This is a genomic window from Streptomyces sp. NBC_00209 (assembly GCF_045206345.1).
Classification (GTDB): Bacteria; Actinomycetota; Actinomycetes; order Streptomycetales; family Streptomycetaceae; genus Streptomyces.
The window spans coordinates 993,980-1,015,686 of record NZ_CP108121.1; the positions used below are offsets into that span (position 1 = coordinate 993,980).

The 21,707-nt window shown below is 74.0% G+C and carries 17 protein-coding genes; 8 read left to right on the forward strand and 9 right to left on the reverse strand.

Annotation, left to right across the window (positions count from 1 at the left end):
* The first annotated feature begins 151 nt into the window (after window positions 1-151).
* Both glgX and treY read left to right on the forward strand, forming a co-directional pair.
* A complete protein-coding gene (gene glgX / locus OG867_RS04430) occupies window positions 152-2,320 on the forward strand; it encodes a glycogen debranching protein GlgX (protein WP_328903094.1) in 2,169 nt (722 codons plus the stop codon).
* Window positions 2,321-2,444: 124 nt separating this feature from the next.
* A complete protein-coding gene (treY, locus tag OG867_RS04435; protein ID WP_406282958.1) occupies window positions 2,445-4,811 on the forward strand; it encodes a malto-oligosyltrehalose synthase in 2,367 nt (788 codons plus the stop codon).
* Window positions 4,812-4,815: 4 nt separating this feature from the next.
* On the opposite strand, the gene OG867_RS04440 is transcribed toward treY, so the two are convergent.
* On the reverse strand, window positions 4,816-5,787 hold the full coding sequence (locus tag OG867_RS04440) for a cytochrome (protein WP_406282961.1): 972 nt from the start codon (window positions 5,785-5,787) through the stop codon (window positions 4,816-4,818).
* 50 nt (window positions 5,788-5,837) lie between these two features.
* Window positions 5,838-6,788 carry a LysR substrate-binding domain-containing protein gene (locus OG867_RS04445; RefSeq protein WP_406282963.1) on the reverse strand — a complete coding sequence of 317 codons (951 nt, stop codon included), beginning with the start codon at window positions 6,786-6,788 and terminating at the stop codon, window positions 5,838-5,840.
* Between the two features lie 88 nt (window positions 6,789-6,876).
* On the opposite strand from OG867_RS04445, the gene lpdA reads away from it, so the two are divergent.
* A complete protein-coding gene (gene lpdA / locus OG867_RS04450) occupies window positions 6,877-8,298 on the forward strand; it encodes a dihydrolipoyl dehydrogenase (RefSeq protein ID WP_406282966.1) in 1,422 nt (473 codons plus the stop codon).
* A gap of 25 nt (window positions 8,299-8,323) precedes the next feature.
* Here the strand turns inward: lpdA and OG867_RS04455 are convergent, their stop codons facing one another.
* The gene (locus OG867_RS04455; protein WP_328903089.1) at window positions 8,324-8,890 is read right to left on the reverse strand and encodes a DUF1707 and FHA domain-containing protein; all 567 of its coding nucleotides are present in this window, start codon (window positions 8,888-8,890) and stop codon (window positions 8,324-8,326) included.
* 165 nt (window positions 8,891-9,055) lie between these two features.
* Between OG867_RS04455 and OG867_RS04460 the strand changes: the two genes are divergently transcribed.
* Both OG867_RS04460 and treZ read left to right on the forward strand, forming a co-directional pair.
* A complete protein-coding gene (locus OG867_RS04460) occupies window positions 9,056-10,012 on the forward strand; it encodes a GNAT family N-acetyltransferase (protein ID WP_406282970.1) in 957 nt (318 codons plus the stop codon).
* A gap of 67 nt (window positions 10,013-10,079) precedes the next feature.
* Window positions 10,080-11,840, forward strand: coding sequence for a malto-oligosyltrehalose trehalohydrolase (gene treZ, locus OG867_RS04465; RefSeq protein ID WP_406282973.1), 1,761 nt, complete (start codon window positions 10,080-10,082; stop codon window positions 11,838-11,840).
* Window positions 11,841-11,852: 12 nt separating this feature from the next.
* On the opposite strand, the gene OG867_RS04470 is transcribed toward treZ, so the two are convergent.
* Window positions 11,853-12,980, reverse strand: a complete 1,128-nt coding sequence (locus OG867_RS04470) for an aminopeptidase P family protein (protein ID WP_406290752.1) — start codon at window positions 12,978-12,980, stop codon at window positions 11,853-11,855.
* Window positions 12,981-13,259: 279 nt separating this feature from the next.
* Between OG867_RS04470 and OG867_RS04475 the strand changes: the two genes are divergently transcribed.
* Window positions 13,260-13,646: a VOC family protein gene (locus OG867_RS04475; protein ID WP_328903086.1), complete on the forward strand. Its 387-nt coding sequence runs from the start codon at window positions 13,260-13,262 to the stop codon at window positions 13,644-13,646.
* Window positions 13,647-13,665: 19 nt separating this feature from the next.
* On the opposite strand, the gene OG867_RS04480 is transcribed toward OG867_RS04475, so the two are convergent.
* The 4 genes from OG867_RS04480 to OG867_RS04495 form a co-directional block, all read right to left on the reverse strand.
* A complete protein-coding gene (locus tag OG867_RS04480; protein ID WP_328903085.1) occupies window positions 13,666-14,565 on the reverse strand; it encodes a LysR substrate-binding domain-containing protein in 900 nt (299 codons plus the stop codon).
* A 94-nt stretch (window positions 14,566-14,659) separates the two neighbouring features.
* On the reverse strand, window positions 14,660-15,853 hold the full coding sequence (locus OG867_RS04485; RefSeq protein WP_328903084.1) for a glycine C-acetyltransferase: 1,194 nt from the start codon (window positions 15,851-15,853) through the stop codon (window positions 14,660-14,662).
* Between the two features lie 24 nt (window positions 15,854-15,877).
* Window positions 15,878-16,906, reverse strand: coding sequence for an L-threonine 3-dehydrogenase (tdh, locus tag OG867_RS04490; RefSeq protein WP_406282978.1), 1,029 nt, complete (start codon window positions 16,904-16,906; stop codon window positions 15,878-15,880).
* 235 nt (window positions 16,907-17,141) lie between these two features.
* Entirely contained in the window at window positions 17,142-17,588 is a 447-nt protein-coding gene (locus tag OG867_RS04495) for a MarR family transcriptional regulator (RefSeq protein ID WP_406282981.1), read from the reverse strand.
* Between the two features lie 244 nt (window positions 17,589-17,832).
* Here OG867_RS04495 and OG867_RS04500 point away from each other — a divergent pair, with 244 nt between their 5' ends.
* Together OG867_RS04500 and OG867_RS04505 are read left to right on the forward strand one after the other, a co-directional pair.
* Entirely contained in the window at window positions 17,833-18,453 is a 621-nt protein-coding gene (locus OG867_RS04500) for an L-threonylcarbamoyladenylate synthase (protein ID WP_328903081.1), read from the forward strand.
* A gap of 354 nt (window positions 18,454-18,807) precedes the next feature.
* Window positions 18,808-21,255: a GTPase-associated protein 1-related protein gene (locus OG867_RS04505; RefSeq protein WP_406282985.1), complete on the forward strand. Its 2,448-nt coding sequence runs from the start codon at window positions 18,808-18,810 to the stop codon at window positions 21,253-21,255.
* A gap of 38 nt (window positions 21,256-21,293) precedes the next feature.
* Here the strand turns inward: OG867_RS04505 and msrB are convergent, their stop codons facing one another.
* The gene (gene msrB, locus OG867_RS04510) at window positions 21,294-21,698 is read right to left on the reverse strand and encodes a peptide-methionine (R)-S-oxide reductase MsrB (protein WP_328903079.1); all 405 of its coding nucleotides are present in this window, start codon (window positions 21,696-21,698) and stop codon (window positions 21,294-21,296) included.
* Between the last annotated feature and the right edge of the window lie 9 nt (window positions 21,699-21,707).

Genomic DNA, 21,707 nt, shown 5'->3' on the forward strand with positions numbered 1-21,707 from the left:
GCCGGTTCCGGGCGACACGGAGAGGCACGAGGTTGACCGACCGGCCGACGTCCTAGGTAAGGCGCGCTCTTTCGGGGAAGATCTGGGCCGGGGCCCAGGCGGTCCCGCATTTCACCCGAGCGACCGCGGCAGGACGGGAAGAGTCGAATCCATGCAGGTGTGGCCGGGACAGGCGTACCCGCTCGGTGCCACGTACGACGGCGCCGGGACCAATTTCGCGGTCTTCTCGGAGGCCGCCCACCGAATCGAGTTGTGCCTGCTGCACGACGACGGTTCCGAGACGGCGGTGGAGCTGAGAGAGACCGACGCGTTCGTCCGGCACGCGTATCTGCCCGGGGTGATGCCCGGTCAGCGCTACGGCTTCCGCGTGCACGGCCCGTACGAGCCGCAGCGGGGCATCCGGTGCAACTCCGCCAAGCTGCTCCTCGACCCGTACGCCCGCGCGGTGTCCGGGCAGATCAAGTGGGGGGAGGCGGTCTACGGCTACCCGTTCGGGAAGCCCGACGCGCGCAACGATCTCGACTCCGCCCCGCACACCATGACCTCGGTCGTGGTGAACCCGTACTTCGACTGGGGCGACGACCGGCGCCCCCGTACGGACTACCACCGCACGGTGATCTACGAGGCCCATGTGAAGGGCCTGACGATGCTCCATCCGGGGCTGCCGAAGGAGCTGCGCGGCACGTACGCCGGGCTGGCGCATCCGGAGATCATCGCCCATCTGACGGAGCTGGGCGTCACGGCGATCGAGCTGATGCCGGTGCACCAGTTCGTCCAGGACCACCGCCTCGCGGACGCGGGACTCCACAACTACTGGGGCTACAACACGATCGGCTTCTTCGCCCCGCACAACGCCTACGCCTCCTGGGGCGACCGGGGCGAGCAGGTCCTGGAGTTCAAGCAGGCCGTGCGCGCCCTGCACCAGGCGGGCATCGAGGTCATCCTCGACGTGGTCTACAACCACACCGCCGAGGGCAACCACCTGGGGCCCACGCTGTCGTTCCGGGGGCTGGACAACGCCTCGTACTACCGGCTGACCGATGACCAGCGGTACTACATGGACACCACGGGCACCGGGAACTCGCTGCTCATGCGGTCGCCGCACGTGCTCCAGATGATCATGGACTCACTGCGGTACTGGGTGACCGAGATGCATGTCGACGGCTTCCGCTTCGACCTGGCGGCCACGCTGGCCCGGCAGTTCCACGAGGTGGACCGGCTGTCGTCGTTCTTCGACCTGGTGCAGCAGGACCCGGTGGTCAGCCAGGTCAAGCTGATCGCCGAGCCGTGGGACGTGGGCGAGGGCGGCTACCAGGTGGGGAACTTCCCGCCGCTGTGGACCGAGTGGAACGGCAAGTACCGGGACACGGTCCGCGACCTGTGGCGGGGCGAGCCCCGGACGCTGGCCGAGTTCGCCGGGCGGCTGACCGGGTCCTCGGACCTGTACCAGGACGACGGGCGGCGCCCGCTGGCCTCGATCAACTTCACCACCTGCCACGACGGCTTCACCCTGCACGACATGGTCTCGTACAACGACAAGCACAACGAGGCCAACGGTGAGGGCAACCGGGACGGCGAGAGCCACAACCGGTCGTGGAACTGCGGCGCCGAGGGCGAGACGGACCGGACCGAGGTGCTGGAGCTGCGCGAGCGTCAGATGCGCAACTTCCTCGCCACGCTGATGCTGTCGCAGGGCGTGCCGATGCTCAGCCACGGCGACGAGTTCGGGCGTACCCAGCAGGGCAACAACAACGCCTACTGCCAGGACAACGAACTGTCGTGGGTGCACTGGCCGGAGCCCGCCGCCGCGGTGGGCGCGGACGGCGAGGACGAGGACGCCGAGGCGGACGGCGACGCCGAGGACATGAGCCTCCTTGAGTTCACCCGGGCGATGGTGTGGCTGCGCCGCGACCACCCGGTCTTCCGCCGCCGCAGGTTCTTCCACGGCCGCCCGGTGGAGGGCACGCACGACGAGCTGTCCGACATCGCCTGGTTCACGCCCGAGGGACAGGAGATGACCCAGCGGGACTGGCAGGCCGCCCACGCGAAGGCCCTGACCGTGTTCCTGAACGGGCACGCCATCTCGGAGCCGGGGCCGCGCGGGGAGCGGATCTCCGACGACTCGTTCCTGCTGATGTTCAACGCGAGCGCCGAGACCCTGGAATTCGCGGTGCCCGTCAACCACGGCAGGCAGTGGCACGCCGTCGTGGACACCGCGCGCCCGGCCGGGGTGCTGCCCGGGGCCGGGCCGAAGGTGGCGGCGGGCGATCGGGTGACGCTGGTGGGCCGGAGCATGGTGGTGCTGCAACGCCCGGCCTGACCGGTCGCACGGGGCCGCCCGTGTCACCCCGTCGTGGCTGGGGCCTGTCCGGCTCGATCCGCCGGACAGGCCCTTGTGCCGGGCGGGATGACACAGGCGGCCCCGATGTGGGTACGAAGGTCCCATGACGCCTACCGCCACGTACCGGCTCCAGCTCCAGCCGGAGTTCCCGTTCCGCGCCGCCGAGGACGCCGTGCCGTACCTCGCCTCGCTCGGCGTCTCCCATCTGCATCTCTCCCCGGTCCTGGAAGCGGTGCCGGGCTCCCGGCACGGCTACGACGTCACCGACCACGGCCGGGTCCGGGCCGAGCTGGGCGGTGAGGAGGGGCTGCGGCGCCTCGCGCGCACCGCGCGGGAGCACGGGCTCGGCCTGGTCCTGGACATCGTGCCCAACCACATGGCGGCCGACCCCGTCCACAACCACGCCCTGCGCGAGGTGCTGCGCGAGGGCCCGGAGTCCCCGTACGCCCGCTGGTTCGACATCGACTGGGCGGCGGGCGACGGGCGGATGCTGCTGCCGGTACTGGGCGGCCGGATCGGCGACGAGATGGCGCGGATGCGGGTCGACGGCGAGGTGCTGCGCTACGGCGAGCAGGAGTTCCCGCTCCGCGAAGGCACCGCCCGCCTTCCGCTCCCGGAGCTGCTGGACGCCCAGCACTACCGGCTCGGCTGGTGGCGGCTGGCCCGTACCGAGCTGAACTACCGGCGGTTCTTCACCATCTCGGAGCTGATCGGGGTGCGGGTGGAGGACCCGGAGGTCTTCGCCGCCACCCACGGCAAGATCCTCGAACTGGTCCGGGACGGCGTCGTGGACGGTCTGCGGATCGACCACCCGGACGGTCTGGCCGACCCGGCCGGTTATCTGGAACGGCTCTCCGGGGCGAGCGGCGGGGTGTGGACGGTGGTGGAGAAGATCCTCACCGGCTCCGAGCCGCTTCCGGCAGGCTGGGCCGTAGCCGGGACCACCGGCTACGACGCGCTGTACCGGATCGACGGCCTCTTCACCGACCCCCAGGGCGCCGCCGAGCTGCTGGGCCACTACCGCGAGGCCGCGTCTCCGGCCGGTGACCGGGGCGGCTCCTGGACGGCGACCGTGCGCCGGGCCGCGTACCGCGTCGTCACCCATGAACTGGCGGCGGAGACCGAGCTGCTGACCCGCCTCGCCTCCCGGATCTGCGCCGGGGACCCCGCGCTGCGCGACCACGCCCCCTGGGCGCTGCGCACGGCCGTGCGCGAGCTGCTGGTCCGCGTCCCGGTCTACCGCCCGTACGTGACGGCGGGCGGCCCCTGCTCCGACGCGGCCGAGGCGACGCTCGACGCGACGACGGTGAGCGACGCCAAGGCGGTGTTCGCGGTACGCGAGGAGGCGTCGGCGGTCGACGTGGTGCGGGACCTGGCCCTCGGGCGGCTGGGTGACGGCGCGGACCGGGCGGCGTTCTGCGCCCGGTTCGCCCAGACGTCGTCCGCGCTGCGGGCGAAGGCCGTCGAGGACACCGCGTACTACCGCTACCTGCCGCTGGTCTCGGCGAACGAGGTGGGCGGCGACCCGGGGCACCCGGCGGTCGAGCCGGAGGACTTCCACGCCTTCTGCACCCGCCTCGCCCGCGACTGGCCCGCCACCGGGACGGCGCTGACGACGCATGACACGAAACGCAGCGCGGACGTGCGGGCGGGCATCGCGGTGCTCTCGCAGTGCCCGGGGCGGTGGGCGGGTCTGGTGGCGGGGCTCGGGCGGTCCGCCCAGGCCGCGCCCGATCCGCAGCTGGCCTGGCAGGCGTGGCAGACGGCGGTCGGCTGCGCGGGGATCCCGGCCGGGGAGCGGGCGGCGCGGCTGGAGCCGGCGCTGCTGAAGGCGGTGCGCGAGTCGGGGCTCTTCACGAGCTGGACGGAGCCCGATCCGGTGTACGAGCGGATGGCGTCGGACTTCGTCGCCGCCGGGCCCGCCGCGGACACCGGCCCGGTGCGGTCCCTCGTGGAGGAGTTCGCCGCCCCGCTCGCGGCCCATGTGCGGGCGCAGTCGCTGGGCGCGGCCCTGGTGCACCTGACGATGCCGGGGGTGCCTGACCTCTACCAGGGCACCGAGCGCGCGTATCTGGCGCTGGTCGACCCGGACAACCGGCGGCCGTTCGCGGAGCCGTCGCCGGACGCGCCCGCCGACGAGAAGGCCGGCCTGACGGCGGCGGCGCTGCGGCTGCGGCGGGAGCGGCCCGCGGTGTTCGGCGAGTCGGGCACGTACGCCCCGCTGCGCGCCTCGGGCCCGGCGGCCGCGCACTGCGTGGCCTTCTGCCGGTCCGGGGAGGTCGTCACGGCGGTGACCCGGCTGTCGCTGCGGCTCGCGGAGTCGGGCGGCTGGCGCGGGACGCGGCTGGCCCTGCCCGACGAGGGCGTATGGCGGGACCTCCTCACGCCGGGCAGGGAGTTCACCGGCGGCACGGCGGAGGTGGCGGAGCTGTTCGCGGACCGGCCGGTGGCCTTGCTCGTACGGGGGTGAGGGATCAGCCCGGTCGGACGAGGAGGGAACGCGGGCCCCTCGTGAGCAGGCCCGTGGCGGCCGGGCGGAAGCCCTCCGCCCAGCGGAGCCGGGGCATCGCGGCGAGCAGGGCGCGCAGCCCGTGTTCGGCCTCCAGGCGGCTGAGCGCCACGGCCGGGCAGCCCGCCGGGCCGGTCAGTGTGCGGTCCTGGTCGGTGCGGAACGGGTCGAACGCGTCCGGGGCCGCGAACCGTCCGGGGTCGCGCGCGGCGGCCCCGACGAGGCAGGCGACGGGCGCCCGCGCGGGGAGGGTGCCGCCGCTGAGGGCGACCTCGGTGACCGTGCGGCGCAGGACGACCTGGACCGGCGGATCGCGGCGCAGCGACTCCGTCCAGGCCCGGCCGGTGAGCGCGGGTTCGACGCGCAGGGCGGCCAGCAGGTCCGGGTCGTCCAGCAGGTTGGCGAGGAGCGAGGCGAGCACGGTCCGGCGCAGGGCGGTGTCCCGGGCGCAGGGCCCGTCACCGGCCGGTGCGGCGGGCAGCCAGCGGCAGAACTCCTCGACCAGGTCGGCCCGGGAGGAGCGGGCGATCCGCCGGGCGAGCACATAGGCGGTGCGCTCCACGCGCTCGGCGAGACCGTCCGGGACCGTGCCCGTCACCACGGTGTACCGGTCAACGGGCAGACAGCGCGGGCTGCCGTGGCAGAGGCCGAGCGGCGCGGGCCCGCCCCGGGGCGCCCCGTCCTGCGGGAAGCCGGCGAACCGGGGATCGGTGAGGGCGGTGGTCACATCGTCGTACCGGCTGACCAGCCAGGCGCCGAGGGGCGCGTCGTAGCTGAGCGGGTACTGCTCGCGCAGCATCCGGTAGAAGCGGTACGGGTCCCGGGCCGCGCCGCGCGCGAGGAGGCTGGGGCCGGTGCGGGCGAACCGGGTGGCACGGGCGCGTGGTTCGGGCGAGGGGGTCGGGGCCGGTATGTCTCGGGGCGCGTCTGCCTGCATGGCGGTTCCCCCGGGGCGAGTCGGTACGCCGGTGAACGGCGCGGTCCCTCTCAGGGCATCACCTGAACGGTCCCCTCGCAGTCGGCGCGCGGCCGTCCGGGTGACGCGGGGGACGTGCCGCCGGTGCTCCGGGCGTCGGCCAGCAGGTCGGTGAAGGCGGCGGCCGCGCCGGTCAGCGGGACGCGGGAGAAGACGGCGAGCTCGCGCCGCCACGCCGGGTCCACGGGAAGCACCGCGCAGTCCTCGCCGACCGCTCCCCGTACGACGTGGGCGGGGGCGGTGGCGACGCCGACCCCGGCCGCCGCCATGCGCACCGCCGTCGAGGTGTGCTCGGTGCGCACCGCCGTACGCGGGCGGAATCCGGCCCGGGCGCAGGCCCAGTCGATGAAGGGGGTGCCGTCCACGAGGGGCTCCATGGCGCAGCGCACCCAGAAGCGGTCGGCGAGCTCCTGGAGGCGGACCGAGGCCCGCCCCGCGAGGGGGTCGTCGAAGGGGACGACGAGGACGATGTCCTCCACGCCGACGGGAACGACGGGGCCGCTCCAGCGGGCGGGCGGCGGGCCGACGGCGAGGTCGGCGGTGCCCCGTTCGATCTGGTCCTCCAGGGCCTCGGTGGTGGCGTATTCGTGCAGGACGAGGGCGACACCGGGGTGGGCGCTCCGCCAGCGGGCGAAGACGTCGGGGAGGATGCCGACGGCGATGGCGTGGACGGTGGCGATGTGGAGTTCGCCGCCCCGCGCAGCGGCGGCGGCGCGCGCGGCACGCCGGGCCTGGGCGGCGCTGCGTACGGAGCGTTCGGCGTGCGGCAGGAAGGCACGGCCCATCGCGGTGAGCCGCACCCCGCGCGGCAGCCGTTCGAGCAGGGGCCCGCCGACGGCCCGTTCCAGGGCCTTGATCTGGTGGGAGAGCGCGGGCTGGGTGACGTGGAGCTGTTCGGCGGCCCGGGTGAAGGACGCCTCCTGGACCACGGTGAGGAAGTACTCCATCTGCCGCAGGCTCATCGCGCCCTCTTCCTATGAGCTCCGTGCATGGAAACCACACAAACATTGCCTTGGACTCATGGCAAGGACCGGGCGGAGGGTGGGAGCCATGACACAGGATCAGCGGGTGGGGGAAGCGGACGTCGTCGTCATCGGCGGCGGGACCGGGGGTTACTCGACGGCACTGCGGGCGGCCGGGCTCGGGCTGAGCGTGCTGCTCGCGGAGCGCGACAAGGTGGGCGGGACCTGTCTGCACCGGGGCTGCATCCCGAGCAAGGCGATGCTGCACGCGGCCGAGCTGGTCGACGGCATCGCGGAAGCGCGTGAGCGGTGGGGCGTGAAGGCGGCGCTGGAGTCGGTGGACTGGTCGGCGCTGGTCGCCACCCGCGACGACATCGTGGCCCGCAACCACCGGGGCGTGCGGACCCACTTGGCGCACGCCGGCGTGGAAGTGGTGTCGGGCAGCGCCGAGTTGACCGGGCCGCGCACGGTGCGGATCGAGGGGTACGGGGAGGTGGCCGCCCGGCGCGGCATCGTGCTGGCGACCGGATCGCGGCCCCGGGTGCTGCCGGGCCCGGCGGCGGACGGGCGGCGGGTGGTGACCAGTGACGACGCGCTGTTCGCGCCCGGGCTGCCGGAGTCGGTGCTGGTGCTGGGCGGCGGGGCGATCGGCGTGGAGTACGCCTCGCTGCACCGGTCGATGGGGGCGCGGGTGACCCTGGTGGAGGCGGCGGACCGGCTGGTTCCGCTGGAGGACGGGGAGGTGTCCCGCCATCTGACCCGGGGGCTGAGGAAGCGGGGCATCGACGTGCGGACCGGGACGCGGCTGCTGGGGACCGTGCTCCTGGACGACGGCGTCCGGGCCACGCTCCGCACCCCGCGCGGCGAGACCGTGACGGTGGAGGCCCAGCGGCTGCTGGTGGCGGTGGGCCGGGTCCCGGTGACGGACGGGCTGGGGCTCGCCGCCGCCGGACTGGCCGCCGATGAGCGGGGATACGTGGCACCGGCCGACTGGTCGCGGCTGGAGACCCCGGTGCCGGGTGTCCACGTGGTAGGTGACCTCCTGCCGCCGCCGTCCCTCGGGCTGGCCCACGCCTCTTTCGCGGAGGGGCTGTTGGTCGCGGAGACCCTGGCGGGGCTCCGTACGGCGGCGGTGGACTACGACGCGGTGCCCCGGGTCACGTACTCGGCACCGCAGACGGCGGCGGTGGGGTTGTCGGAGGCGGCGGCGCGCGACGCGGGCCACGACGTCGTGGTCAACACCATGCCCCTGACCGCTGTCGCCAAGGGCATGGTGCACGGGCAGGGCGGCATGGTGAAGGTGGTCGCCGAGCGGGACGGGCGGGTGCTCGGCGTGCATCTGGTCGGGCCGCACGTCTCGGAGATGATCGCCGAGTCCCAGCTGATCGTCGGCTGGGACGCGGAACCCTTCGACGTGGCCCAGCACATCCACCCGCACCCGACGCTCTCCGAGGCGATCGGCGAGTCGTTCCTCACCCTGGCGGGCCGGGGACTGCACCAGCAGGCGTGAGGACGGTCCGATCCGAACCAAAGCCCTATGCGGGCGGCCGGAGCGCCGGGGCGGAGAGCCGGAACATCATGCGGCCGAAGCTCACCTGGTCCCCCTCGCGTACCGGGACCGTGCCGGTGACGCGCTGCCCGTTGACGCAGGTGCCGTTGGTCGAGCCGAGGTCCCGCAGCAGCCAGCGGTCACCGTGCGCGGTCAGCTCCGCGTGCGTCCGGGAGACGGTCTCGTGGCTGAGCCGCAGTCCGTTGCCCGGGTCGCGGCCGATGAGCAGGGGCTGCGGGCCGGGAACGGGCAGCAGCAGCTTGGGCAGTCGCTCCGCCCGCCACGCCCGGCGGACCCGCTCGGGGAATCCGGAGACCCCGCCGACGACGCGCAGCAGTTGCCGCGACCAACGGCCCTCCCCCTCCAGGTCCTTGGTGAGGGCTTCCAGCTCCTCGGGGCGAGTGGTCGTCAGCGCCACCTCCATGCGCCGCATGAAGGTGTCCTGGGAGAGCTTGCCCTGGGCGGCGCCCTCCCTGAGCACACCGAGAACACGGTCGCGCTGCGCGTCGGACAGGCGCGCGGTGGGCGTGTGGTACTCGAACGGGGACGTCACGGCTCGATTGTCGGTCCGGCGGCCCCGGGGTGTCCAGAAGAACCCCGGTTTCCGGCACCTCTGACCTGCACCGGATATCCAGGGGCGGCCCGTACGGAACGTTGCTAGGGTCGGCCGCTGCCGTCCGGAGACCGCCGTGACGCGCCCCTTCATCCTGGGAGCTCAGTGCCCGACGCACCGCTTGATCTGACCATCCGTCCGCTGACCGGCCCCGAGGAGCTGAAGCTCTTCCTCGCACTCCCCTACGTCCTCGACCACGAGCTGGCCGACGATCTCGACACGGGCCGCCGCCGCCCGGAATGGATGTGGGTGGCGCTCCGCGGCGACCGCGTGGTGGCGCGGATCGCCTGGTGGAGCAGGGACGGCGCGGCGCCACTGCTGCTCGACTTCTTCGACCTGGACGACACCCTGCCGCCCGCCGAGCGCGAGGAGGCCGGGCTGCGGCTGGTCGAGACGGCGACCGCCGCCGTCGTCCCGGCCGGGGCGCCGCGTCCCGAGTACGGGCGGTTCGTGCCGCCCGACTGGCGTGAGGACCCGGCGGTCCGCGAGGCCGTCGAGGCCCGGATCCGGGTCATGGAGCGCACCGGGGCCCGGATGCTCGTGGAGCGGCTGCGCCTGGAGTGGCGCGCGGGGACTCCGGTGCCGGCCGCGAGCGGGCGGCTGCGGTTCCGGCCGGTGGCGGGGCGCGAGGACCTGCTCGCGCTGATGACGCCCGTGATGGAGGGCACCCTCGACGCGCACGGGCAGGCGGACCTGGCCTCCGGCCTGACGCCGCGTCTGGCCGCCGAGAAGCATTACGACGAGGAACTGGCCGGGTATGCGACGCCCCGGGAGTGGTGGCGCGTCGCGGAGCTCCCGGACGGCGAGCCGGTCGGCTTCGTGATCCCGGCCCGCAACAACTACCACCCGATCATCGCGTACATCGGTGTGCTGCCCGCCCACCGCGGCCACGGCCACATCGACGACCTCCTCGCCGAGGGGACGCGGATACTGGCCGCGCAGGAGGGTGTGGAGCGCATCCGGGCGGCGACGGACCTCGGCAACGTGCCGATGGCGAAGGCGTTCGCCCGGCTGGGCTACGTCAATTTCGAGCGCGCCTTCGACATGGTGTGGGACGACTGACGGGCGCCTCGCCTCCGTAGCACCATGGGCCGGGGCGACCGGGCCCCCGGGAGCGAGGGAGTGCTGCATGTTGTTCGAGGTATGGGCACCCGACGCGGGATCGGCCGCGCTGCGGCTGGCGGGCCAACCGCGGCCCATGGAGCCCGATCCGGACCGGCCCGGCTGGTGGACCGCCGAGGCGGAGGCCGCGGACGGCGACCGCTACGGCTTCGCCCTGGACGGCGGTCCGGTGCGCCCCGACCCCCGCTCGCGCCGCCAGCCGGACGGCCCCGACGGCGAGTCGGCGGTGGTCGACCACGACGCGTACCCCTGGCGTTCCGAGTGGGCGGGGCGCGAGCTGCCCGGGGCGGTCCTGTACGAGCTGCACATCGGTACGTTCACCGTCGAGGGCACGTTCGACGCGGCGGCCACCCGGCTCGGCCATCTCGCGGAGCTGGGCGTCACCCATGTCTCGCTGATGCCGGTGTGCCCGTTCCCGGGGGTGCACGGCTGGGGGTACGAGGGGGTGTCGCTGTGGGCCGTCCACGAGCCGTACGGCGGGCCCGAGGGGCTCAAGCGCTTTGTCGACACGGCGCACGGTCTCGGGCTCGCCGTTGTCCTGGACGTCGTCCACAACCACCTGGGTCCGTCCGGGAACCACCTCCCCGCGTTCGGCCCGTACTTCACCGAGACGCACCACACCCCGTGGGGCGCGGCGGTCAATCTGGACGCGCCGGGCTCCGACGAGGTGCGGGCGTATCTGCTGGGCAGCGCGCTCGCCTGGCTGCGGGACTACCGGCTCGACGGGCTGCGGCTCGACGCGGTGCACGCCCTGGCCGACACCCGGGCGCTGACCTATCTGGAGGAGCTGTCCGCCGGGGCCGACGCGCTCGCCGCCGAGCTGGGGCGCCCGCTGCCGCTGATCGCGGAGTCCGATCTGTGCGACCCGCGCACCACGGCCCCGCGCGAGGAGGGCGGGCTCGGGCTGCACGCGCAGTGGAACGACGACTTCCACCACTGCCTGCACACCGCGCTCACCGGCGAGGACCAGGGCTACTACGCGGACTTCGCGGCCGCCCCGCTGGCCGGGCTCGCCCAGACGATGACGAGCGCCTTCTTCCACAACGGCACGTACTCCAGCTTCCGGGGCCGTACGCACGGCCGCCCCGTCGACGTCACCCGCAGCGCCGCCCACCGCTTCGTCGGCTACGCCCAGACCCACGACCAGATCGGCAACCGGGCCCTCGGCGACCGGCTCGCCGCCTCCCTCTCCCCCGGGCTGCTGGCCTGCGCGGCGGCGCTCGTGCTGACCGGCCCCTTCACACCGATGCTGTTCATGGGCGAGGAATGGGGGGCCCGCACCCCGTGGCAGTTCTTCACCGACCACACCGACCCGGAGCTGGCGGAGGCCGTACGCACGGGCAGGCGACGGGAGTTCGGCGCGCACGGTTGGGCCGAGGAGGACATCCCGGACCCGCAGGACCCGGCCACCCGGGCCCGCTCCTGCCTGGACTGGGACGAGCTCCGCCACGAACCGCACGCCCGGCTGTACGCCTGGTACCGCGAGCTGATCGCCCTGCGCCGCACCCTGCCGGACCTGCGCGACCCGGACCTGGCGAGCGTCAAGGCGGCGTACGACGACGGGGCGCGGTGGCTCGCCCTGCGCCGGGGCGACCTGCGGATCGCGGTCAACCTCGACGCGGAACCGGCCGCGATCCCGCTGGGCGACGGGCGGCACCGGGGCGGTCCGGGGCGGGTCCTCGCGGCGTGGCTGCCGGTGGACCCGCCCGGCCCGGACGGGATGCTGCACCTGCCGCCGCAGTCCTGCGTGGTCCTCGCGGACGACTGACCGGGGCCCCTCCTACTCCACGATCGCGAGTTCGCGGGCGGTGGCGTTCAGGCGCCGCCCGCCGTCCTCGGTGACGGTCACGATGTCCTCGATGCGGACGCCGAACCGGCCCGGCAGATAGATGCCGGGCTCCACCGAGAAGCACATGCCGGGCACCAGCGGCTGCTCCTCGCCCTCGATCATGTACGGCGGTTCGTGGGTGGTGACGCCGATGCCGTGGCCGGTGCGGTGGATGAAGCGTTCCCCGTAACCGAACTCGGTGATGACGGCGCGGGCGGCCCGGTCGATCTCCTGGCAGGCGACGCCGGGGCGCACCGCCGCGCAGCCCGCCTGCTGCGCCTCGCGCACGATGTCGTGGACCCGCTGCTCCTCGGCGGTGGGCTCGCCTACGTGGACGGTACGGGAGGTGTCGGAGCCGTAGCCGTGCTTGAGGCCGCCGAAGTCGAGGACGACCATGTCGCCGTGCTCGATGGTGCGCTCGCCCGCCTCGTGGTGCGGGTTGGCGCCGTTGGGGCCGGAACCGACCACGGTGAAGTCCACCTGGGAGTGGCCGTGCTCGGTGAGCAGCCGGGCCAGGTCGGCGGCGACCTCGGTCTCCTTCCGGCCGGAGAAGCGGACCTTCAGGATCTCCCCGTACGCGGCGTCGGCGGCGGCCCCCGCGGCGGCGAGCCGGTCCAGCTCGTGGGCGTCCTTCACCGCGCGCAGCATCGGGAGCGCCTGGGTGAGCGAGGCGTACGAGGAGTCGGGCAGCCGCTGCTGGAGGCCGAGCAGGTGCATCGCCCAGGCGTTGTCGCTGATCCCGAACCGGCCCCGCGCGTCGAGCAGCGGGGCGGTGACCTCGTACGGGTCCTTGCCGTCCGTCCAGTCGCGCAGGGTCAGGGCGGGGGCGCCGACGGCCTTCGCCGCGTCCGGTGCCTCAAGGGTCGGCACGACGAGGACGGGGTCCCGGTCGGCGGCGAGGACGAGGAGGGTGAGGCGTTCGGTGGCGGCGGGCGGCGCGTAGCCCGTCAGGTAGACCATGTCGGGCCCCGGTGCGACGAGCACCCCGGCCAGCCCGGCCCCGGCGGCACTCTCGGCGGCCCGTGCCATCCTGGCCCGGTAGTCGTCGGCGGTGAACGGCACGGGCTGGTTCGTGGGCATGGGGGCCTCCTGACGGCACGGAACGGCCCTCCCATCCTGCCCGCCCGCCGGTGCGCGCGCGAGCGGGTCACCGGACGACGAGGTCGGCCCGAGCGCGTCGGTGATGCGCCCGGCCAGGGTGGACTTCCCGGCGCCGGGCGGCCCGGCGATCCCGAGGACGCGCCGCCCGCCGGTCCGGGCGAGGCGGTGCGCGCGGGCGTTGAGGTCGGGAAGGTCCATGCGGATAGTGTCGCGCCCGGGGCGGGCGCCCCGTCCCCCACCCGCACCGCGAGGAGCCCCATGCCACACATCGCCCTGGTCACGCTGGTCGTCCGCGACTATGACGAGGCCCTGTCCTTCTACACCGGCGCCCTCGGCTTCGACCTGGTTGAGGACACCGACCGGGGCGACGGCTCGCGGTGGGTGGTGGTGCGGCCCCGGGGCACCGAGGGCACGGGGCTGCTGCTGGCCCGCGCCAAGGACGAGGCGCAGGCGACGAACATCGGCGCGCAGACCGGCGGCCGGGTCGGCTTCTTCCTGCACACCGAGGACTTCGCGGCCGACCACGCCCGGATGACGGCGGCCGGGGTGCGCTTCCTGGAGGAGCCGCGCCACGAGGTCTACGGCTCGGTCGCGGTCTTCGAGGACCTGTACGGCAACCGCTGGGACCTGCTCCAGCCCGCGTGACGGGGGCGGGGGGCGCCCCTCAGCCCGCCGCGCCCCCCAGCGCTTCCAGGACCGGTGCGATCAGCGGGTGGGCCTCCGCGCCCCGGCGCACCGCCGCGAAGACCCGGCGGGTGGGGGCGGTCCCGCGCACCGGGCGGACCACCACGCCGGTCAGGGCCATGCCGCGGAGGGCGGTGCGCGGCACCAGGGCCACTCCGGCGGCCGCTCCGGCGAGGGCGACGACCGCGTGGAAGTCGTCCGAGGAGTGTTCGAGGTTCGGCGCGAAGCCGGCGTACTCGCAGGCCAGGACCACCACGTCGTGGCAGGGGTTGCCCGGGTACGGCCCGATCCAGGCGTCCTTGGCCAGCTCGGCGACGGCCACCTGGTCCTGGCCGGCCAACCGGTGCCCCACCGGCAGCACCGCGTCGAACGGCTCGGAGTAGAGGGGGACGCGGGTGAGGCGGCGGTCGTCCTCGCCGGGGGCGCCCCGGTACTCGACGGCGACGGCCACATCGACCTGCCGGTCCAGGACCATCGGGACGCTCGCGTCGCCCTCGGCGTCCTGGACCCGGACCTTGATGCCGGGGGCGGTCCGGCCCAGCGCGGCGATGGCGGGGGCGAGCACCAGCCCGATGCCGGTGGCGAACGCGGCGACCGTGACCGTACCGGCCTCGCCCGAGCCGTACGCGGCGAGCTCGGCCTCCGCCCGTTCCAGCTGGGCCAGGACCGCGTTGGTGTGAGTGAGCAGGATCTCGCCGGCCGGGGTGAGCCTGGCCCCGCGCGAGCCGCGTTCGACCAGCCGGTGGCCGGTCTCCTGCTCCAGGGCGGCGAGCTGCTGGGAGACGGCGGACGGGGTCAGGTACAGGGCGGCGGCCGCGGCGGTCACCGTGCCGTGGTCCGCCACGGCACGCAGGACGCGCAGCCGCCGTGCATCGATCATGCGACCCATTGTCCCAGGTAGCGGGGGCGCCCTGACCGCCCCCGCGACGAGCCGGGGACTAGGGGCTGTCCGGCGGATCTTCGCGGATCAGCCCCTAGCCCTCCAGTACGGCGCGCGCGTCGATGAACGCGTCCACCGCGCGGTTCACGTCCTCCGTGGAGTGCGCCGCGGAGAGCTGGACGCGGATGCGGGCCGCGCCCTGGGGGACGACCGGGTACGAGAACCCGATCACGTACACACCGCGCTCCAGGAGCAGCTCCGCCATCCGGCCTGCCTTCGCCGCGTCCCCGATCATGACGGGGGCGATGGCGTGGTCGCCGGGCAGGATGTCGAAGCCGTTCTCGGTCATCCGGGTACGGAAGAGCGCGGTGTTGGCGTTGAGCCGCTCGCGCAGGTCGCCGGCCGACTCCAGGAGGTCGATGACCTTGAGCGAGGCGGCGGCGATGACCGGGGCGAGCGAGTTCGAGAAGAGGTACGGGCGCGAACGCTGGCGCAGCAGGGCGACGATCTCGGCGCGGGCCGCGACGTAACCGCCGGAGGCGCCGCCGAGCGCCTTGCCGAGGGTTCCGGTGATGATGTCGACGCGGTCCATGACGCCGTGCAGCTCCGGCGTACCGCGCCCGCCGGCGCCGACGAAGCCGACGGCGTGCGAGTCGTCCACCATGACCATGGCGTCGTAGCGCTCGGCCAGGTCGCAGATCTCGCGCAGCGGCGCGACGTAACCGTCCATGGAGAAGACGCCGTCGGTGACGATCAGCCGGCGCCGGGCCCCGGACGCCTCCTTGAGCCGCGTCTCCAGGTCGGCCATGTCGCGGTTGGCGTAGCGGAAGCGCTTGGCCTTGCACAGGCGGATGCCGTCGATGATCGAGGCGTGGTTGAGGGCGTCGGAGATGACCGCGTCCTCGGCGCCGAGGATCGTCTCGAACACGCCGCCGTTGGCGTCGAAGCAGGAGGAGTAGAGGATCGTGTCCTCCTGGCCCAGGAAGGAGGAGAGCCGCTGCTCCAGCTCCTTGTGGACCTCCTGGGTGCCGCAGATGAAGCGGACCGAGGCCATGCCGTAGCCCCAGCGGTCCAGCGCCTCGTGCGCGGCGGCGATCACCTCGGGGTGGTCGGCGAGGCCCAGGTAGTTGTTGGCGCAGAAGTTCAGCACCTCGCCGGGGCGGCCCCCGGCGGTGACGGCCACGGTCGCGGACTGCGGGGTGCCGATGACGCGCTCGGGCTTGTGCAGCCCGGCCGCCTCGATCTCTTCGAGGGTGGTGCGCAGATCGTCGCGTACGGAGTCGAACATGCCGGTTCCTTAGAGGTGAAGAGGTCAGACGGTCCAGTCGAGGATGACCTTGCCGCCGCGCCCGCTCGCCGCGTCGTCAAAAGCCGCCTCGAAGTCGCGGTAGCCGTACCGGCCCGTGATCACGGGGGCGAGGTCGAGGCCGCCCTCCAGCAGGACGGACATGGCGTACCAGGTCTCGTACATCTCGCGGCCGTAGATGCCCTTGATCGTGATCATGGAGGTGACGATCCGGGCCCAGTCGACGGCGAACTCCTCGGCGGGGAGGCCGAGCATGGCGATCCGGCCGCCGTGCGTCATGTTCGCGATCATGTCGCGCATCGCCTCGGGGCGGCCGGACATCTCCAGGCCGATGTCGAAGCCCTCGCGCAGGCCCAGCTCCTTCTGGCCGTCGGCGATGGTGTGCTCGCCGACGTTGAGCGCCAGGCTGACGCCGACCTTGCGGGCCAGTTCGAGGCGGGCCTCGCTGACGTCGGTGATCACCACGTTGCGGGCGCCGGCGTGCTTGGCGACGGCGGCGGCCATGATGCCGATCGGTCCTGCGCCGGTGATCAGGACGTCCTCGCCGACGAGCGGGAAGGACAGCGCGGTGTGGACGGCGTTGCCGAAGGGGTCGAAGATCGCGGCGACGTCGAGGTCGACGGGGACCCGGTGCACCCACACGTTGGACGCGGGCAGCGCGACGTACTCGGCGAAGGCGCCGTCGCGGCCGACGCCGAGGCCCAGCGTGGAGCGGCAGAGGTGGCGGCGGCCCGCCAGGCAGTTGCGGCACTTGCCGCAGACGAGGTGGCCCTCGCCGCTGACCAGGTCGCCGACGGCGATGTCGGCCACGTCCGCGCCGATCGCGGCGACCTCGCCGACGAACTCGTGGCCGAGGACGAGCGGGGTGCTGATGGCCTGCTGCGCCCAGCCGTCGTAGTTGCGGATGTGCAGGTCGGTCCCGCAGATGCCGGTGCGCAGGACCTTGATCAGTACGTCACCGGGGCCGGTCTCGGGCTCGGGGACGTCCATCAGCCAGAGTCCGGGCTCGGCCTTCTGCTTCACGAGTGCCTTCACGGCTGTGGCTCCCTGTACGGCGTTGAGCTCCCCGGGCCGGGGGCATGCCTGAGGATGCCTGCGGCCCGGGGAAGGATGAGAGGGACGGCGTGGCAGCGCGCTCGCACCGGCTGCCGCGCACCATCCTCCGCCGTCACGGAGAAATCTGCCGTACCCCGCGCCCCAGGTCCATCGAGGTTTTCTTAAGCGGGACCGCAGCTCCGCTTCACGCCGCGCACGAGTGCGACCGTACGGCTCAGTCGCGCGGCCAGGGCCTGCCGTCGAGGCGCTCGATGTCGCGGTTGAGGCGGGCCAGGTCGTCCGCGAAGCGGGCGGCCTCCTCCGGGGTCCACTCGGCGAGGACGCGTTGCAGTCCCTCGCGGTTCTCGGCCCGGTCCTTGTCGAGGCGGTGTTCGCCCTCGTCCGTGATGACGAACTTGCGCGCGATCCCGCCGTCCGGGTCGGCGATGCGGTCGACCACGCCGGCTCGGAGCATCGCCGCGGTCTGCCGGTTCAGCGTCGAGGTGTCGAGGCCGAACGCGTCGTGCAGCTGGCCGATCGACATGGGGCCCTGGACCCGGATGCGGCTGAGGAGGATGTACGCGCTCCGGTCGAGCCGTCCGCCGCCGCGTGAGGTGAGCAGGCTCATGTGCCGGCCGAGCAGCATCGTCTCGAACTCGATCCGGTCCACAGGCATGTCCACGCGCGGCTCCCTCAAGACTGCGGTACGCCTCCCCACCGGAACGGCGACCTCTCTGTACACATATACCATGGAATGTGTGCACGATGCACGTTTCATGCATGATGCACAACTCACCGCTCGAGACGCCATCGGCCGGAAGGGTTTGAACGGCGGCCGCCACTCGAAACGGTTGTCCTGCCCGCCCGGGGGCCGGACAATCCACCGCTCCGGGAACCGTTCGCGCGACCGGCCGTAGACTCGCCGGATGGCGAAGTATTTCGACGTACACCCCGAAAATCCCCAGCAGCGCACCATCACCAACGTGGCCGAAAACATCCGCTCCGGAGCGCTCGTCGCGTATCCGACGGACTCCTGCTACGCACTCGGGTGTCAGCTCGGCAACCGGGACGGCCTGTCCCGCATCCGGGCGATCCGCAACCTCGACGACCGCCACCACTTCACGCTGATGTGCCAGAACTTCGCCCAGCTCGGGCAGTTCGTGCACATCGACAACGACGTGTTCCGTACGGTGAAGGCGTCGACGCCCGGTCAGTACACCTTCATCCTGCCGGCCACGAAGGAGGTGCCGCGCCAGCTGCTGCACCCCAAGAAGAAGACCGTGGGCGTCCGCATCCCGGACCACCCGGTCGTGCAGGCCCTCCTGGGCGAGCTGGGCGAACCACTGCTCTCCAGCACGCTGTTGCTGCCCGACGAGGCCGAACCCCTCACCCAGGGCTGGGAGATCAAGGAGCGCCTGGACCACGAGGTGGACATCGTCATCGACTCCGGCGACTGCGGTACGGAGCCGACGACCGTCATCGACTTCTCGGACGGTGAGCTGGAGATCGTACGCCGGGGAGCCGGCGACACCTCACGCTTCGAGTAGTCCGGGCCCGGCCCCCGCGACCTCGCCGAAGGATCGCGGGGGCGGCCGCGTTCGGGCGGTACGCGCGCGACCCGTCGGCCAGACTGCTCATCGGGTGGACGAACATGCCGGCGAAGTCGCCGCGCCCCGGGAGCGGCCGGGCGAGCAGTCAGTTCGGCCGCCCGGCGGCGGTCCCGCGCCCCCGGGCTTCCGGCCGCAGGGGCACAAGGGCGTGTCGCTCCTTGATAGCGTCGCCCCAGCGACTGCGGAGCACTCCCCGCCGGGGTCGCCGCTCTCTGCCGGGACGGCGCTGCCACCGCGAGGGCGGGTGCGGGTGGCAGGGGATCTTCAGGCAGGGACGAAGAGAGCCGACGCATGAGCCTCGCACAGTTGCACTACACCTCCGCGGACGGGGACGGAACCGGCGAGGACGGGCCGACAGCCGCCCGGTTCACGTCGGTTGACGCCTCGATACCCGCGTCCGTGCTGACCGAGGCGGGACCGCTACTGGCGTACGAGGCGCCGCACGGCACACCGGACCGGCTCACGGACACCGCCCTGCGCGCCCTGCCCGAGGCGTACAGCTTCAGCCTGCTCTCCGACGGCAGCGGGCTGCTGGCCCGGACCGTCGCGGTGCGCTCCCCCCGGACCTCCGCCGTCGGCTTCCACGCCCACGCGGTCCACCTGCCCCCGGGCACCCGGCTCCCCGAGGGGACGCTGCCGCTCACCGCCTGCCGGTCCGCCCGCTGGGCCGCCGTCACCCCCGACCGCCCGCTGCCCGACCCGCTCGCCGCGCCGGCCGCCCCGGTCGGCCACGAGGCCCGCGAGCGCGAGGCGCTGAACGACTTCGCCGTCGCCCGCGGCCCCTGGCTGGCCGGGGTGCTGTCCGACCTGCGCCGCCTGCACGGACCGGACGGGCCGGAGCGGGTCGTCCTGGCCGAGCGGCAGAGCGCGGACGTCGCCCGCTGGGTCGCGCTGGCCGGGCTCGCCCTGCCGGACGGGCTCGCCGAGCAGCTGACCTTCACCACGTACACCCGCCGGCCCCGCGAGGCGGCCGGGCGGGTGGTCGGGGTGCTGCCCGAGGACGCCGAGGAGCTGGCGGACGCCGGGCTGCGCGTGCATCGGTGCACCGGTCCGCGCCCGGAGGGGCCCGTCGGCGACACCTGGGCCGAGACGGCGGCCCGGGTCTGGCGCGGCCGGGCGCCGGAGCTGTTCCGGGAAGCGGCCGCGCTGCCCGGGGAGCCGTTCGCGGCGGGGCCGCTGGCGGTGACGGCCCTGTGCGCCGGCATAGCGCTCGGCACCGAGGAGCGCGCGGCGGCCGCCGACTGGGCCGCCGAGCGGCCGTACGCCCTGGACGGGACCCGGACCCACCGGCTGGTCGAGGCGCTGACCGCGCCCGGGACCGACGACCGCTCCGGGCCCGAGTTCGACGCCGCCGGGCGGCTGTTCGCGGCGCTCGACGGCCGCTCCCCCACGACGACCACCACCCCGCTCGCCGCGATGCTGGTGACGGAGGCGGTGCGCGGCGGCAACGGCTCGCTGGAGCTGCCCGGCCGCACCGCCTTCAGCGGACCGGAGGGCGCGGCCGTCGCCGGGGTGCTCGGGCCGGAGATCATGACCGAGCTGGGCGGCGCGGGCGTCGGCCTGGACGTGGCCCGTACGGTGCAGCTGCTGCGGGTGGCCCGGCTGCTCGGGGTGAACTGCGCCGAGCTGCTGCCCTCCGTGGTGGACCGGCTCGGGCCCGCGCTGCTGACGGGCGACGAGGAGGGCGCCCCGGGCTGGGCGCCCGCGCTGCTGGAGCTGATGGACGAGCAGTTCGATGTGCGTACGGCGCTGCTCGGCGCGCTCGACCGGATCGCGCCGGACCATCCGGCCGGGGTCGCGCGGCTGCTGAGCCGGGTGCCGCTGCCGTTCACCGGCACGCAGGCGCTGCCGCATCTGCGGATGTGCGCCGGGGCGCCGGAGGCGAGGGCGGGCTGCGGCGACGACCGGGTCGCGACGCTCCAGCGGATCCTGCGGGCCGGCGGGGTCTCCCCGTTCGCCGAGCCGCTGGTGCTGCGGACAGCGGTGGGCCTGGTGTGGGACGAGGGGGCGCCGACGGCCGCCGAGGCCCGGCAGCTGCTGGAGGCGGCGACCTCGGACGCGCACCGGGCGGCCGGCACCTGGTCGCTCCTGGTGGCCGCCGCGCTCGCGGCCGGCGCGGATGACGGGGCGGCCCCGGAGCTGGCCCACGACCTGCTGCGCGGCTTTCCGCAGGAGACCGGGGGCCGGGTGCGCGCGGCGCTCCAGCTGCTCGATTTCGCCCGCGAGGTGCGCTCGGGCGCGGCGGAGCCGGACTGGGCCGAACGGGTGCGGGCGCTGCGCGCGGAGGCGGAGCCCGTGGAGCCGGGCGTGCTCGGGCAGGCGTGCGACGCGGTGGCCGGGCGGCTGCTGGCCCCGGAGCGGCCCGACGAGGAGCTGTACGCCCTCGTGCAGAGCGGGGACGCGGACCTGATCGCCGCCTACGCCCGGACCGCGCGCGGTGACGGCGTCCGGGCCCGGCTGGCCGCCGACCCGGCGTACGCGGCCGACTGCTTCACCGTGTGGACGGCCCACCCGCACGCCGGCGCCCCGTGGACCGAGGCCGCCACCGGGCTCCTCGACGAGGTGCTGCGGCCCGTGGTGCGGAGGCTGCCCGCCGACCGGGTCGCGGCGGTCGAGGACGCGGTCGGCCGCTCGGGCAGCAGCGGCCGGGCGGACGCCTTCCGCGACTGGAACCGCCGCGAGCGGAGCACCCTGGGCCGCCTGGGCCGCCGCCTCGCGGGGCGGGTACGACGGGCCTGAGCGTTACGGGGCGCGCCGGCCCCGTAACGCGGGGACGATCAGGCGTCGGGCGTCAGTCGCAGCGAGATCGAGTTGATGCAGTAGCGCTGGTCGGTCGGGGTCGGGTAGCCCTCGCCCTCGAAGACGTGGCCCAGGTGGGAGCCGCAGCGGGCGCAGCGGACCTCGGTGCGGACCATGCCGTGGCTGCGGTCCTGGATCAGCTCGACCGCGTCGGTGTCCTTCGGGTCGTAGAAGGACGGCCAGCCGCAGTGCGACTCGAACTTGGTGCCGGAGCGGAACAGCTCCGCGCCGCAGGCCCGGCAGGAGTAGACGCCCTCGGTCTTGGTGTCCGTGTACTCACCGACGAACGCGGGCTCGGTGCCGGCTTTGCGCAGCACCGCGTACTCGGCGGCGGTGAGCTCCTCCCGCCACTGTTCGTCCGGCTTCTCGACGTCGTACGTCACGGTGGCTCC